The sequence below is a fragment of the Sinorhizobium sp. 8-89 genome, assembly GCF_030124325.1.
In the GTDB taxonomy this organism is placed as follows: Bacteria; Pseudomonadota; Alphaproteobacteria; order Rhizobiales; family Rhizobiaceae; genus Sinorhizobium.
In genome coordinates this window covers 174936-190529 of the sequence record NZ_JASKLR010000003.1, presented here as the reverse complement: position 1 = coordinate 190529, position 15594 = coordinate 174936, and the positions used below count along the sequence as shown (strand labels likewise).

At 62.2% G+C, this 15594-nt stretch carries 13 protein-coding genes; 7 read left to right on the top strand and 6 right to left on the bottom strand.

Features of this window, described 5'->3' with window-relative positions:
• Positions 1-150: 150 nt before the first annotated feature.
• On the bottom strand, positions 151-1644 hold the full coding sequence (gene glpK / locus QN219_RS08230) for a glycerol kinase GlpK (protein WP_283999115.1): 1494 nt from the start codon (positions 1642-1644) through the stop codon (positions 151-153).
• Positions 1645-1950: 306 nt separating this feature from the next.
• Between glpK and QN219_RS08225 the strand changes: the two genes are divergently transcribed.
• The 7 genes from QN219_RS08225 (at position 1951) to QN219_RS08195 (ending at position 12283) form a co-directional block, all read left to right on the top strand.
• Positions 1951-2727 carry a 3-hydroxybutyrate dehydrogenase gene (locus QN219_RS08225; protein ID WP_283999114.1) on the top strand — a complete coding sequence of 259 codons (777 nt, stop codon included), beginning with the start codon at positions 1951-1953 and terminating at the stop codon, positions 2725-2727.
• Positions 2728-2845: 118 nt separating this feature from the next.
• Positions 2846-4336: a xanthine dehydrogenase small subunit gene (gene xdhA / locus QN219_RS08220; RefSeq protein WP_283999112.1), complete on the top strand. Its 1491-nt coding sequence runs from the start codon at positions 2846-2848 to the stop codon at positions 4334-4336.
• A gap of 171 nt (positions 4337-4507) precedes the next feature.
• Entirely contained in the window at positions 4508-6844 is a 2337-nt protein-coding gene (gene xdhB, locus QN219_RS08215; protein WP_283999111.1) for a xanthine dehydrogenase molybdopterin binding subunit, read from the top strand.
• A 441-nt stretch (positions 6845-7285) separates the two neighbouring features.
• Complete coding sequence (locus tag QN219_RS08210) at positions 7286-8185, top strand: LysR substrate-binding domain-containing protein (RefSeq protein ID WP_283999110.1); 900 nt, start codon at positions 7286-7288, stop codon at positions 8183-8185.
• A gap of 196 nt (positions 8186-8381) precedes the next feature.
• Positions 8382-9614: a urate hydroxylase PuuD gene (locus QN219_RS08205; RefSeq protein ID WP_283999108.1), complete on the top strand. Its 1233-nt coding sequence runs from the start codon at positions 8382-8384 to the stop codon at positions 9612-9614.
• Positions 9611-10927, top strand: a complete 1317-nt coding sequence (gene guaD, locus QN219_RS08200) for a guanine deaminase (protein ID WP_283999107.1) — start codon at positions 9611-9613, stop codon at positions 10925-10927. Before QN219_RS08205 ends, guaD begins: the two co-directional genes overlap by 4 nt.
• 219 nt (positions 10928-11146) lie before the next feature.
• Positions 11147-12283, top strand: a complete 1137-nt coding sequence (locus tag QN219_RS08195; RefSeq protein WP_283999106.1) for an alpha-hydroxy acid oxidase — start codon at positions 11147-11149, stop codon at positions 12281-12283.
• On the opposite strand, the gene uraH is transcribed toward QN219_RS08195, so the two are convergent.
• From uraH to QN219_RS08170, 5 genes are all read right to left on the bottom strand, one after another.
• The gene (uraH, locus tag QN219_RS08190) at positions 12284-12646 is read right to left on the bottom strand and encodes a hydroxyisourate hydrolase (RefSeq protein ID WP_283999105.1); all 363 of its coding nucleotides are present in this window, start codon (positions 12644-12646) and stop codon (positions 12284-12286) included.
• 13 nt (positions 12647-12659) lie between these two features.
• A complete protein-coding gene (locus QN219_RS08185; protein ID WP_283999104.1) occupies positions 12660-13157 on the bottom strand; it encodes an ureidoglycolate lyase in 498 nt (165 codons plus the stop codon).
• A 75-nt stretch (positions 13158-13232) separates the two neighbouring features.
• On the bottom strand, positions 13233-13736 hold the full coding sequence (uraD, locus tag QN219_RS08180; protein WP_283999103.1) for a 2-oxo-4-hydroxy-4-carboxy-5-ureidoimidazoline decarboxylase: 504 nt from the start codon (positions 13734-13736) through the stop codon (positions 13233-13235).
• Positions 13736-14665 (bottom strand): allantoinase PuuE, encoded by a 930-nt coding sequence (gene puuE, locus QN219_RS08175; RefSeq protein ID WP_283999102.1) that lies wholly within the window; start codon positions 14663-14665, stop codon positions 13736-13738. The genes uraD and puuE overlap by 1 nt, the downstream gene beginning before the upstream one ends.
• 80 nt (positions 14666-14745) lie before the next feature.
• Positions 14746-15546, bottom strand: a complete 801-nt coding sequence (locus tag QN219_RS08170; RefSeq protein ID WP_283999101.1) for a DUF1045 domain-containing protein — start codon at positions 15544-15546, stop codon at positions 14746-14748.
• Positions 15547-15594: the final 48 nt, after the last annotated feature.

The window sequence follows — 15594 nt, the reverse complement described above, 5'->3', positions numbered from 1 at the left end:
CAAAGGCATTCTTGAAATTCCCATACCCCATGGGAGATGCATCGAATCATCGATGCTCGGCAGCAGCGCTTCATTGCCGCTATCCGCAGATGTCTGCGTTACGCGTTTTTGTAAACGAGCCCGGCAAAAGCACAGGCGAAACGCTGCCATCTAAGCCGCGATCAGCGTCCTCTTGACCGCGCTGCGCCAGCCCTTGAGCTTCCCCTTGCGTGTCGCCTCGTCCATCTTCGGCTCGAAACGCCTGTCGCGCGCCCAGGACCTCGCGAATTCCTCCTGGCTTGGCCAGATGCCGGCGCGGCTTCCGGCGAGCCAGGCGACGCCGAGCGCCGTCGTCTCGAGAATGACGGGGCGGTCTACCGGCGCGTCGAGCAGATCGGAGAGGCGCTGCATCGTCCAGTCGGACGCGACCATGCCTCCGTCGACCCGCAGCACCGTGTCCTTGCCGCCGTTACGCCAGTCCTTGTGCATGGCCTCGAGCAGATCGCGGGTCTGGTAGCAGACGGCTTCGAGCGCCGCCCGGGCAAATTCCGCCGGTCCCGTGTTCCGGGTCATGCCGAAGATCGCGCCGCGCGCGTCCGGATCCCAGTGCGGCGCGCCGAGGCCGGTAAAGGCCGGAACGAGATAGACGTCCTGCGAGGGATCGGCGCTCTCGGCAAGGGTGCCGGTGTCCGGGGCCGCCTTGATCACCTTGAGGCCATCGCGCAGCCATTGCACGGCCGCGCCGGCAACGAAGATCGAACCCTCTAGCGCGTAAGTGGTCTCACCATTGAGGCGATAGGCGATGGTGGTGAGCAGGCGGTTCTTCGAGCGGACGATGTCCTTGCCGGTGTTGAGCAGCGCGAAGCAGCCGGTGCCGTAGGTCGATTTCAGCATGCCGGGCGTGAAGCACGCCTGACCGATCGTCGCCGCCTGCTGGTCGCCGGCAACGCCGAGAATTGGGATCGCCGCTCCGAAGAGCGAAGCGTCGGTGACGCCGAAATCGGCGGCGCAATCCTTGACCTCCGGCAGCATCGCCCGCGGAACGCGCAGAATATCGAGCAGCTCGTCGTCCCAGGCGTTGTCGGAGATGTTGTAGAGGAGGGTGCGCGATGCGTTGGTCGCGTCCGTGGCGAAGGACTTGCCTGCGGTAAGCCGCCAGATGAGGAAGGTGTCGATCGTGCCGAAGCAAAGCTCGCCCTTCGCCGCACGCGCCGGCGCCCCCTTCACGTTCGAGAGCAGCCAGTTGAGCTTCGTGCCTGAGAAATAGGGATCGAGCAGAAGACCGGTCTTCTTCGCAAAGGTCTTTTCGAGTCCCTGCTTCTTCAGCTTTTCACAAAAAGGCGCCGTGCGGCGATCCTGCCAGACGATCGCATTGTGGATCGGCTTGCCCGTCTCCCGCTCCCAGACGACCACCGTCTCGCGCTGGTTCGTAATGCCGATCGCCGCGATGTCGCTTGCCGAGATGCCGGCCTTCCCGATTGCTTCCTTGACGGTGAAGAGAACCGTTTCCCAGATCTCCTCCGGATCGTGCTCGACCCAGCCCGACTTCGGAAAATGTTGCTTGAATTCCTTCTGGCCGACGCCGGCGACCTTCTGCTTGCGGTCGAAAACGATCGCCCGGCTCGATGTCGTGCCCTGATCGATCGCGAGAATATATTCGCCCATGCGCCCCTCCCCGGCTTGCTTCGACGTCGCGCCTTCCTCAACGCCGACATTCGCAAAACTTCAATACAATGAAAAAACGAATGTCAAACGAAAACGAAACGCAACTTCATCGCCCCTGCGAACGGTGCCAAATCTGCGTCGGCAATCTGAAAAACACAATTGTCACTCCCATATTTTTCCGCGTAGGTTGACGCTGTTGCATTGCAAAACCGGGCCGAGGGCGGAACGAGGAAAGGCGCGGCGGCCTTCGCCCGCAACCGCTCGAACCGATGAGGATCGGTCGGCATCGCGAGGGAGAGAACGAGAATGACGAAAACTGCGGTCATAACGGGTTCGACGAGCGGCATCGGGCTGGCGATTGCCAAGACTTTCGCGAAGACCGGCGCCAATATCGTGCTGAATGGCTTCGGTGCGCCGGACGAGATCAGGGCGGTGACGGACGAGGTCGCCGGTCTCGGAAGCGGCGCGGTCATCTACCATCCGGCTGACATGACCAAACCGGACGAGATCGCCGATCTGATGACGACCGCGGCGGCACGCTTCGGCGGCGTCGATATCCTCGTCAACAATGCCGGCGTGCAACACGTCGAAAAGGTCGAAGACTTTCCGGTCGAACAATGGGATCGGATCATCGCCGTCAATCTCTCCTCCTCCTTCCACACGATTCGTGCCGCGCTCCCGGGCATGAAGGCGAAAGGCTGGGGGCGTATCATCAATATCGCCTCCGCCCATGGGCTCGTCGCCTCGCCGTTCAAGTCCGCCTATGTCGCGGCCAAGCATGGTATCATGGGCCTCACGAAGACGGTTGCGCTGGAGGTCGCGGAAAACGGCATTACCGCGAACTCGATCTGCCCCGGCTACGTACTGACGCCGCTTGTCGAGAAGCAGATTCCGGACCAGGCGAGGACGCGCGGCATCACGGAGGCGCAGGTGGTGAACGACGTGATGCTCAAGGGCCAGCCGACCAAGAAATTCATAACGGTCGAGCAAGTGGCATCGCTGGCGCTCTATCTTGCGAGCGATGACGCTGCGCAGATCACCGGCACGCATGTCTCGATGGATGGCGGCTGGACCGCGCAATAGAGCGCGCGCGTCTAATCAAATGCGCAAGAGCACGCTGTAGCACTTTGAATTGCTGCATGTTTTTATCCATATATCGGCTACGATTATGGGAACATGCAGCAGCCACGGAATGATTGGCATGGCACAGGCATCCGACAGCATCCGCTTCATCCTGAACGACACCGACGTCGCCCTTTCGGACGTCACGCCGACCGCAACCTTGCTCGACTATCTGAGGCTGGAGCGCCGGCTGACTGGAACCAAGGAGGGCTGTGCCGAAGGCGATTGCGGCGCCTGCACGGTTCTGGTCGGCCGTCTTTCGAACGATGGCGAGAACGTCGAAAGGCTCGTCTACGAAAGCGTCAACGCCTGCATCCGCTTTGTCGGTTCGCTGAACGCGACGCATGTCGTCACCGTCGAGCATCTCGCGGCCAAAGACGGCACGCTCCATCCGGTGCAGCAGGCGATGGTCGATTTCCACGGTTCGCAATGCGGCTTCTGCACGCCGGGCTTCGTCATGTCGCTCTATGGCCTGTGGCTGACGAATGACAATCCGAGCCGGGCCGCGATCGAGAAGACGCTGCAAGGCAATCTCTGTCGCTGCACCGGCTATGAGCCGATCGTGCGGGCGGCAGAGGCGGCAGCGCGCGAACGCCCCTCAGCGATCTTCGATCCGATCACTCGTACGCGGGAAGCGGTCACCGCACGGCTGAAAGCGCTCCGCTCCGCGGAAACGATCGTGATCCGCAAGGGCGAGGACTGTCTGATCGTGCCCGGGGACGCGACGGCACTCGCAACGGTGCTCGACGAACATCCGACAGCGACAATCGTTGCAGGCGCAACCGATGTCGGTCTTTGGGTGACGAAACAGATGCGGCCGCTCACTCCGGCGGTGTTCATCAACGGCATCGCCGACCTGCAACGGATCGACAGCACGGAAGCGGGCCTGACGATCGGCGCCGGCGTCAGCTACACCGACGCGTTCGATGCCCTCTCCGCCGCCTACCCAGCCTTCGGCCAGCTCATCGATCGCATCGGCGGCGAACAGGTCCGCAACATGGGCACGATCGGCGGCAACATCGCCAATGGCTCGCCGATCGGCGACAGCCCGCCGCCGCTGATCGTCCTCGGCGCATCGGTCACCCTGCGATCGAAGAACGGCACGCGCACGCTGCCGCTCGAGGACTTTTTCATCGCCTACGGCAAGCAGGATCGCAAGCCGGGGGAATTCGTCGAAAGCATCTTCGTTCCCACGTTGCCCGAAGGCGATCGTTTCGCCGCCTACAAGGTTTCCAAGCGCCGCGACGAGGATATATCCGCCCTTCTCGGTGCTTTCCGTCTGGCGTTTGACGAAAACAATTGCGTCAAGACCGCGCTCATCGCCTTCGGCGGCATGGCCGCCACGCCGAAGCGGGCGAAGTCCGTGGAAGTTGCCCTTATCGGCCAACCCTGGAGTGAGGAGACCGTTCGTGCCGCGCAGGCGGCTCTCGAGAGCGACTACCAACCGATCACCGACTGGCGCGCCACGAGCGCCTACCGCATGCTGGCGGCAAAGAACCTGCTGATGCGCTTTTTCCTGGAGAGCACGGGCGAGACCGTTCAACTCCAGCGGTTCGAGGAGGTGGCATGAGCGCGGCGTTCGAAGTCTGGGCTGTGAGATCGCCCCTCACCCTCCCCCTCTCGCCGCAGGCAGGGAGACGGAACAGAAGTGGCGCGGCAACGTCCCTTCTCCCCGTCAGAACGGGGAGAAGGTGGCCGGCAGGCCGGACGAGGGGCGCCTTCTTCGAAAGGAATCGACAAGATGGATAAGTCCACCTTCGAAGCGCAGACCACCATTGCTGGCCCGATGCACACTCGGATGCGCCACGACAGCGCCCACAAGCACGTGGCCGGAACCGCGGACTATATCGACGACATACCCGAACCCGCCGGCACGCTGCACGGCGCGCTGGGCCTCACCGATCGGCCGCACGCCGAAATCCTGGAGATGTATCTCTCGGCCGTTGCCGCCGTACCGGGCGTCGTCTGCGTGCTGACCGCAAAGGACATGCCGCATTCGAACGATATCAGCCCCACGCACCTGCATGACGAACCGGTGCTCGCCGACGGTCGCGTACAATTCCATGGTCAGCCGGCCTTCGCGGTTATCGCCGAAACACGCGACGTTGCCCGCCGTGCCGCACGGCTTGCGAAGATCACCTATCGCGACCTGCCCCACATGATCGATGTGGCCGATGCGATAGCCGGAGGAGGCGAACTCGTCACCCCGCCGCTGACGCTTCAGCGAGGCGATGCCCAAGGAGAGTTGCAACGGGCGCCACGGCGGCTGAAGGGCCGGATGCGCATCGGCGGCCAGGAGCACTTCTATCTCGAAGGACACGTCGCCTTGGCGATCCCGGGCGAGGATGACGAGATGGTGGTCTGGTCCTCGACGCAGCATCCGAGCGAGATCCAGCGCATGGTCGCGCATGTCCTCGGCGTCCCGTCGAATGCCGTCACCGTCCATGTCCGTCGCATGGGCGGCGGCTTCGGCGGCAAGGAAACGCAAGGGAACCAATTCGCTGCGCTTGCCGCAGTCGCCGCGCGCAAGCTGCGCCGTGCCGTGAAATTCCGCCCGGATCGCGACGACGACATGATCGCTACGGGCAAGCGGCATGACTTCCTCGTCGATTACGACGTCGGCTTCGACGAAGCAGGACACATCCTGGCGGTCGACGCAACCTATGCGGCGCGATGCGGCTATTCCGCGGACCTTTCCGGACCGGTGACCGATCGAGCCCTCTTCCATGCGGACAACGCCTATTTCTACCCGCATGTAAAGCTCGCCTCGCAGCCGCTGAAAACCAATACGGTTTCCAATACCGCCTATCGCGGCTTCGGGGGACCGCAGGGCATGCTCGGCGGCGAACGGATCATGGAGGAGATCGCCTATGCGCTCGGCAAGGACCCGCTCGAAGTCCGCAAGCTGAACTTCTATGGCGACAAGGATTCAGGTCGCAACGTCACGCCCTACCATCAGAAGGTCGAAGACAACATCATCCGGCAGATCGTGGACGAACTGGAAGCGAGCGCCGACTACCAGGCGCGGCGGGCGGCGATCATCGACTTCAACAGATCGAGCCGGGTGATCCGAAAGGGGATTGCGCTGACGCCGGTGAAATTCGGCATCTCCTTCACGCTCTCCCACCTCAATCAGGCGGGGGCGCTCGTTCACATCTACACGGACGGCTCGGTGCATCTCAATCACGGCGGCACGGAAATGGGCCAGGGGCTCTACACCAAGGTGGCGCAGGTGCTTGCCGACAGCTTCCAGATCGACCTCGACCGAGTGAAGATCACCGCGACCACGACCGGCAAGGTGCCGAACACCTCGGCGACCGCGGCTTCCTCCGGCTCCGACCTCAACGGCATGGCTGCCTTTGACGCCGCCCGTCAGATCAAGGAACGGCTCGTCGCCTTCGCTGCCGAGCGCTGGCAGACGACCGCCGAAAACGTCACTTTCGTGCCGAACCACGTGAAGATCGGCGACGAGCTCGTGCCCTTCGCGGAGCTCGTCGCGCAAGCCTATGCGGCGCGCGTGCAGCTATCGGCCGCCGGCTTCTACAAAACGCCGAAGATCCACTGGGATCGGGCCACCGGACGCGGCACGCCCTTCTATTATTTCGCCTATGGCGCCGCCGTCTCCGAGGTCTCGATCGACACGCTGACTGGCGAATACCTCGTCGACCGGGTCGACGTGCTGCACGATGTCGGCCGCTCGCTCAATCCGGCCATCGACCTCGGTCAGATCGAAGGCGGCTTCGTCCAGGGCATGGGCTGGCTGACGACGGAGGAGCTCTGGTGGGATGAAAAGGGGCGTTTGAGGACGCATGCGCCCTCGACATACAAGATCCCGCTCGCCTCGGACCGGCCGAAGATCTTCAACGTCCGTCTCGCCGAATGGTCGGAGAATGCCGAAAAGACCATCGGGCGATCGAAGGCTGTGGGGGAGCCGCCCCTCATGCTGCCCATCTCTGTATTGGAGGCCTTGTCGATGGCGGTCGCGAGCGTCGCCGACTATCGCGAATGTCCCCGTCTCGATACCCCGGCGACACCCGAGCGTATTTTGTTGGCGGTGGAAAGGCTAAGGCAGATTTGACGCGGCTTGGGTGGAGGCACGCCCTCACATTTTGCTCTCACCCTAGCCCTCGGGGAGAGGGGTGAGAGCGGCGCCGCGAGTCCCCTTCGCCCGCTTGCGGGGAGAAGGTGGCCGGCAGGCCGGATGAGGGGCATCCAACCTCGCCCCTTACCCGAGCATCTCGTCGTCCCGCCGGGGCGTGCCCCAATCCATGAAACCCATGTCTCTTTTCATGTGATCGGACAAGGCCCTGACGTCCAGTCTCGGATTCGGGCGAAACAGGATAGAAGCTAGTCGAAAAATCGGGTCGATTGAAAGAAATGCTTTTCTATCAATAGTTTCCAGTGCATCGCAAGTCATTGTGGCACCTGTTGCAATTGCTGAACTTGACTTGCAGGATGTCGGGAAAAATGCTCGAATTCCAATCGAACATCCGTCTGTATGCATCAAGAGAACTCATCCATGAAAATGTCGAAGCAGTTCCCGCTGAACGCCCTAAGGGTCTTTGAGGCCGCGGCGCGGCTCGGCAGCTTCACCAAAGCGGGCGAGGAACTTGGCATGACCCAGACGGCCGTCAGCTATCAGATCAAGCTCATCGAGGAGAATATCGGTGAACCGCTTTTCCTGAGGCGCCCGAGGCAAATCATGCTGACGGAAGTTGGCCACCGGCTGGCGCCGAAGGTGACGGAAGCGTTCGAGATGCTGCAGGAGGCGGTTGGCTCGGCGCGTGGCGATGCAGCGTCCGCCCTGCTGATCAGTTCAACCGCGACCTTCGCGTCGCAATGGCTCGCCCGTCATATCGGCTCGTTCCAACTCGCCCATCCCAACATTGCCGTCCGCCTGTCGGCGAACGATGCGATGATCGATTTCAGCAAGGAGGCGGTCGACGTGGCGATCCGGTCTGGCACGGGCGCATGGCCGGGTCTCGTCAGCCATCGACTGATGAAAGTGGAATTTACACCGATGCTCAGTCCGGCGCTCGCTACGACGATCGGTGGAGTGAATGAACCGCGCGACCTCTTGAAGCTCCGCATCATCGACCCTCAAGACCGTTGGTGGCCGCTATGGTTTCGCGCTGCCGGCGTCCGCGACCCGAATCTCGAGGGCCGGGTTGCGACGCGGCTTGGCGCTCAGGCCTTCGAAGCAGGCGCCGCAATTGCGGGGCAAGGCGTGGCGATCCTGACTCCGCAATTCTATACCGATGACGTCGCGCTCGGTCGGCTTTATCAACCCTTCGATCTGCGCGGCAGCGATGGTCACGACTACTGGCTGGTCTACCCGCATGCGCGGCGCAACGTCACAAAAATCCGCAACTTTCGCGACTGGATCCTCGCAGAGTTCAAACAGGACGGCGGCGCCTAAAGCCTGCCGCGCGCCAAGGAATCCACGCACGGATGTTGAGACATTGTTTTCGTACATTCTCGGAATGCACACTTGTGGAACGACGTGCATTAAGGTGGGTCGACCTTCGCAAAGGCTCTGGATCGCCGAGAACGCCCCTTCCCCGTTTCCGCTTTTTTTCGCAAGGTACGTCAACGGAGAGAAAAAGGGGGCCTGAATGTACGAATTCGCCATTGCCTGGGAATGGCTGGCCTTCGCCGCCCGCTGGCTGCATGTCGTGACGGCGATCGCCTGGATCGGCTCATCCTTCTATTTCATCGCGCTCGATCTTGGCCTCGTGAAGCGCGACCACCTGCCACCAGGCGCCTATGGCGAGGAATGGCAGGTGCATGGCGGCGGCTTCTACCATATCCAGAAATACCTCGTCGCACCGACGACGATGCCCGAACATCTTACCTGGTTCAAATGGGAATCCTACATGACGTGGCTCTCCGGCTTCGTCATGCTCTGCATCGTCTATTACGAGGGCGCCGATCTCTTCCTGATCGACCGCCATGTGCTGGATATCTCGGCGACCACGGCTATCGTGATCTCGCTCGCCTCGCTCGGCGTCGGCTGGGTCCTTTACGATCTTCTCTGCAAATCCCCGATCGGAAAGAACACTTGGGGGCTGATGGCGCTGCTGTACGTCGTGCTGGTCGCCATGGCCTGGGGCTATACGCAGGTATTCACCGGCCGCGCCGCCTTCCTGCACCTTGGCGCGTTCACCGCGACGATCATGTCCGCCAACGTCTTTTTCATCATCATTCCCAACCAGAAGATCGTCGTGGCCGACCTGATCGCCGGCCGCACGCCGGATCCGAAGCTCGGCGCACAGGCCAAGCAGCGTTCGCTCCACAACAACTATCTGACGCTGCCGGTCATCTTCTTCATGCTGTCGAACCACTACCCTCTCGCCTTCGCGACGGCTTTCAACTGGGTCATCGCCGCACTCGTCTTCCTGATGGGCGTCACGATCCGCCACTGGTTCAACACCACCCATGCGCGCAAGGGCGAGCCGATCTGGACCTGGATCGTCACGGTGATCCTCTTCATCCTGATCATGTGGCTCTCGACAGTGCCGAAGGTGCTGACAGGCGAAGCACAGGCCGAGGCCGCGCCGGCCTTCAAACGCTTCGCCGATAACGCGCATTTTCCGGCGGTGAAGGATGCGATCTCGACCCGCTGCAGTATGTGCCACGCGGCCGAACCCGCCTATGAGGGCGTTGTCCGGGCGCCGAAGGGCGTCATACTCGAAAGTGACGCCGAGATTGCCGCCCTGGCGCGCGAAATCTATATCCAGGCGGGGCGCAGCCATGCAATGCCGCCCGGCAACATAACAGACATGACGGCGGACGAACGCCGGCTGGTGACAGCCTGGTTCGAAAGCGCCGTCGGGGAGACACGATGACATCGACCCTCATTCGCGGCCGCCTCTTGAGCTTTCATCGGGAGCCGCAGAGCATCGACGACACTGCTGCCTACGCTTACGAGAGCGACGGCGCCCTTCTCCTCGATAACGGCATGATCAAGGCCGCCGGTCCCTATTCAACGGTCAAGGCGGCCGCGCCACAGGATGTCACCGAGATCGACCACCGTCCGCATCTGATCATGCCGGGCTTCATCGACACGCATCTTCATTTTCCGCAGATGCAGGTGATGGCCTCTTATGCGGCCAACCTGCTCGAATGGTTGAACACCTACACCTTTCCCGAGGAATGCCGCTTCGTCGAAACGGCGCATGCAGAACGGATCGCCGTTCACTTCTTCGACGAGATGGTCCGCCACGGGACGACGACGGCGACGGCCTACTGCTCGGTCCACAAGGCCTCGGCCGACGCCTTCTTCGCCGAAAGCCTGAAGCGCGACATGTGCATGGTCGCCGGCAAAGTAATGATGGACCGCAACGCTCCGCAGGGCCTGCTCGACACGCCTCAGATGAGCTATGACGAGACGCGGGCGGTCATTGCCGACTGGCACGGCAGGGGCCGCAATCACGTCGCCATTACCCCACGTTTTGCCATCACCTCGACGCCGGAGCAGATGGAAGTCACGAAGTCGCTCGTGCGGGAGTTTCCCGACCTGCATGTCCAGACTCACCTCTCCGAAAACCGCGACGAGATTGCCTTCACCTGCGAACTCTATCCGGAGGCGAAGGATTATACCGACGTCTATGCGCGCTACGGCCTGCTCGGGCCGAAAAGCCTTTTCGGCCATTGCATCCATCTTTCCGAGCGCGAGGCCGACGCCATGAGCGAGACCGGCTCTGTCGCGGTCTTCTGCCCGACGTCGAACCTCTTTCTCGGTTCCGGACTTTTCCCGCTGCGAGCGCTCATGCGCCGGCAGAAGCCGGTGCGGGTTTCGGTCGCCTCCGATATCGGCGGCGGCACCAGCTACTCGATGCTGAAGACGCTCGACGAGGCCTACAAGATCCTTCAGTTGCAGGGAGAGCGGCTGAACCCGTTCGACAGCTTCTACATGATGACCCGCGGCAATGCCGAGGCGCTGTCGCTCGTCGATCGCATCGGCACGCTGGAGCCGGGCACCGATGCCGACCTGACGGTGCTGAACATGGCGGCGACTCCAGCCATGGCGCTGCGTGCCGAAGTGGTCAATTCGCTGGCCGATGAACTCTTCCTGTTGCAGACGATGGGGGATGATCGGGCGATCGTCGAAACCTATGTTGCAGGCAAGCCGGCCAAGTCGTCGCTCGGCGCAAACTGAGCAAGAAAAGCGTTCAGGAAGAGGTCAATTTTTTTGACCTCTTCCTCTCGGCAGCTATTACAAGCCTCTGCAAAACATGATAATTGCTCCTGCAGCGCCGTGCGTCTTACGAGACGCATAATGGCCGCTGTAGCACTCTGAGTTGCTGCATCTTTTACCTTAAATCGGTTCCGATTTAAGGAAACATGCAGTGGTCATCCATCGATGAAGGCCGATCCTATGACGCAAATCTTGGAAATCCGCGACCTCAAGGCGCTCGCCAAGCGGCGTGTTCCGAAGCTCTTCTTCGACTATGCCGACAGCGGCGCCTGGACGGAGGGAACCTATCGCGCCAACGAGGAGGATTTTTCGAAGATCAAACTGCGTCAGCGGGTCCTGGTCGACATGAGCAACCGCTCGCTGGAAACGACGATGATCGGCCAGAAGGTGTCGATGCCGGTTGCGCTTGCACCGACCGGCCTCACTGGCATGCAGCACGCCGACGGCGAGATGCTGGCCGCACAGGCGGCGGAGGCCTATGGCATTCCCTTCACGCTTTCGACCATGAGCATCTGCTCCATCGAGGATGTCGCCTCGGTCACGACCAAGCCCTTCTGGTTCCAACTCTACGTGATGCGCGAGCGCGAATTCGTGCTGAACCTGATCGACCGTGCAAAGGCCGCCAAATGCTCGGCGCTGGTCCTGACACTCGATCTGCAGATCCTCGGCCAGCGCCACAAGGACCTGCGCAACGGCCTTTCCGCGCCGCCGCGGATGACGCCTAAGCATCTCTGGCAGATGGCGACGCGGCCGCGCTGGTGCATGAAGATGCTCGGCACCAATCGGCGCACCTTCCGCAACATAGTCGGCCACGCCAAAAGCGTCACCGATCTTTCCTCGCTGGGCGCCTGGACCAACGAGCAGTTCGATCCGCAGCTCTCCTGGAAGGATGTCGAGTGGATCAAGGAGCGCTGGGGCGGACCGTTGATCCTCAAGGGGATCCTCGATCCCGAGGATGCGAAGATGGCCGCCAAGACCGGCGCCGACGCGATCGTCGTCTCGAACCACGGCGGCCGCCAGCTCGACGGCGCGCCGTCGTCGATCAGCATGCTGCCGCGTATCGTCGATGCGGTCGGGCATCACATCGAAGTCCATATCGACGGCGGCATCCGTTCCGGCCAGGATGTGTTGAAGGCCATTGCCCTCGGCGCGAAGGGCACCTTTATCGGTCGCCCCTTCCTTTACGGCCTCGGCGCCATGGGCAAGGAGGGCGTGACACTCGCGCTCGACATCATCCGCAAGGAAATGGACATCACTATGGCCCTCTGCGGCAAGCGCAACATCGCCGATGTGAGCAGCGACATTCTCGCAGGGTAATCAGCTGCCGCGATAGGTGGAATAGCCGTAGGGCGAGAGCAGCAGCGGCACATGATAGTGGCTTTCGGGGTCGGCGATCCCGAAACGCAGTGGGATGAGGTCGAGGAAGGCCGGTCTCGGAAGCACGACACCGGTTGTCCTGAGATAGTCGCCGGCGTGGAAGACCAGTTCATAGTTGCCCGGCATGAAGCCGATGCCCTCGACCATCGGCCCGTCGACGCGCCCGTCGCTGTTCGTGTGGACCGTGCGGATCAGTTGCCGCTCCTCGCCTTCCAGCCAATAGAGATCGATCCTGAGGCCCTCTGCCGGCTTGCCGAGCGCGGTATCGAGCACATGGGTGGTAAGTCGCCCGGCCTTGCTCATCGTTTCAGTTCCTTCAGAAGGGATCGGGGATGACGAAGGGCTCGTCGTAGAAGAACTCTTCCAGATTGTTGCCCGGGCCTTCGCGGTCGACGACGATGAAATCACTCGCCGCTCCGACCGACATCAGCGGATGATGCCAGACGTCGCGGGCGTAGTTGACTCCCTGTCGCCCGCTCGCCAGAAAAACACGCGGTCGGCCTGGACGCCCGCCTTCATCCTCCGCCACCACCGCGAGCCAGGGCCGATCATCAAGCGGCGAAAAGCTCTGGCTCCCGAGCGGGTGGCGCTCCATCATCGTGACGGCATAGGGGAAGGCGCGTGGCTGGCCGCGGAAGATGTTGATGATCACTCCGGCGCCGGCGCCCGTCACCTCGGCCCGCGCGAGGGCATGAAACCGCTCGGTGTTGCCGCCATTGATGTAGCGCATCGAGGCCGGATCGGTTTCGATGACGCTCCCGAACGGGGCGAAAGTCTGTTTCGTCAGGGGCTCGATCGAAAGCGGGCGCGGCATCAGGCTTCGGCTCCGAAGCGCACGGGCGGGTGGCACGACGCCCACGCGCAGACGGATAAGACAGCAACGGCACGCTCAGGCATTTTCATCTCCGGGCAGCATGGATCTGAGCCGCAGCCGGGCGATCTGCTCGACCTGCGCGCAGGCGATTTCAAATTCCTCTTCCGCCGAGTTGTCAATCCGCGTTTCGAAGGCGGCGAGAATATCGTCCTTCGTCAGCCCCTTGACCGCAATGATGAAGGGGAAGCCAAATTTCTTCGTATAGGCCTTGTTGAGCGCGGTGAACCGCGCATGCTCCTCGCGTGAAAGCCGGTCCAGTCCGGCAGAGGCCTGCTCGGCCCGCGAATCGGCGGTGAGCTTGCCGGCAATTGCGAGCTTGCCGGCAAGATCCGGGTGGGCTCGCAAGACCGCAAGGCGCTCAGCCGGAGACGCCGCGCGGAATGCGTTGCACAGCGCCGAATGGACATTGCCGGCCGTCAACCCGACGGAGGCCGCGCGGTCATAGGCACGCTCCGCCACCCACGGCGAATGCTCGAAGACACCGCCGAAGCGGCTGACGAAGGCCTCCCTTTCGGACATCAGCGTGGGCTTTCCGGCTTGTGGTGATCGTACCAGTGACGCGCGATGTCGATGCGGCGTGGCAGCCAGACCTTCTCGTGAGACATCACGTAATCGATGAAGCGCGCGAGCGCCGCGGCGCGGCCGGGCCGGCCGACGAGGCGGCAATGCAGGCCGATGTTCATCATCTTCGGGCTGCCTTCCCTGCCCTCCGCATAGAGCACGTCGAATGTGTCCTTCAGATAGGTGAAGAACTGGTCGCCGGAATTGAACCCCTGATTGGTCGCAAAGCGCATGTCGTTGGCGTCGAGCGTATAGGGAATGATGAGATGCGGCTTGTCGGCGGTCAATCCGGGAACCCAATAGGGAAGCTCGTCCGCATAGGAATCGCAGGAATAGAGAAAACCACCCTCCTCCAGCACAAGTTTCAATGTGTTGACCGACGGCTTGCCCTGATAGATGCCGAGCGGCCTCTCGCCGGTTAGCTCCGTGTGCAGGCGGACCACCTCCCGGATATGTTCGCGCTCCACCTCTTCCGGGAAATCCTTGTATTCGAGCCAGCGCAGGCCGTGGCTGGCGATCTCCCAGCCCGCCTCCTTCATCGCCGCGACCGCTTCCAGATTGCGCGCCATCGCAAGCGTCACGCCATAGACAGTGAGCGGCACACCGCGGCTCGTGAACATGCGCCACAGCCGCCAGAAGCCGGCACGGGAGCCATATTCATAGATCGACTCCATGTTGAGATTGCGCTGCCCTTGCCAGGGTTGCGCTCCGACAATCTCCGACAGCAGACATTCGGAGGCCGGATCGCCATCGAGAATGCAACTTTCGCCGCCCTCCTCGTAGTTCAGGACGAACTGCACGGCGATGTGCGCATCGCCCGGCCAGCGTGGCTGCGGCGGCGTGCGTCCGTAGCCTACAAGATCGCGCGAATAGGAAGTTTCTACCATCAAATCACCCTTCGACTTTTCCGGAACGGTAGCACCGCGAACCGGATTGTCGAGATGAATTTAACGTCCGCGAGAGGCGCTTAGCGCCCCGCGAGCAAGGAGGCCATGATGAAGGGGATCGGTGCGACAGCGCGCCCTTCGGCCAGGTTTTCCACCACCGGCCGTTTCGCCCTGCCGTCGCGCGAACGCGCGGAGACCTTGCCGAGCGGATGTTGCGAATGGACCCGCATCGGCGCGCCGGGACCCTGCTCGACGAACAAGGCAAGACTGCCGATCGCCAGCGGCCTTTCGAGATGCGGCTGGAAAAGCTCCCGGAGCGGCGCTTCCATGCGCCGGGCAGTCTCCGGGTTTAGGGCGCCGGTCAGCTTCATATGAAAGCGATACTCGTCCATAACATAGGGATCGCCCCAGCGATGAAGGTTGGTGAATTGCGGCGCCGTCAGGCGATCCGGATCGCACCGCTCGATCTCGTCCTCGCTCATCGGCGCGCGGAACCTGTCGAACGCCTGCACGACGCGGGCGGCGAGCAGGTGCATCTCCTGGCTCGGCACCTGCGGCACCAGCCCCCAGCATTGGCTGAAGCGTGCGACCTCCATTCCCGCGATTTCGAAAGGCGCCTCGGCGCCGGCGAAGTGCATCAGCGCCTTCAGCAACTCGGTTTCGTCAGTATCCGGGTTGAGGCAGAAGGGTGCCATGATCACCGCGTGAAAGCCGAAACGGCGCGGCACCGCCGTATGGAAGGCGATCTCCGAGACGCTCAATCCGGCGGCGGAAGGCAGTTCCGTCGGCTCATCCGAATAGACGTTACGCCCGAGCCAACTGGCGGCAACGGCCGACAGCGGGTCCCCCATAGGCGGGGTGAAACAAATGGCGTAACGCATGGCGCAAGCTCCGAAAGTCCGTCGATGGCCCGCCTATTAGGTGATTTG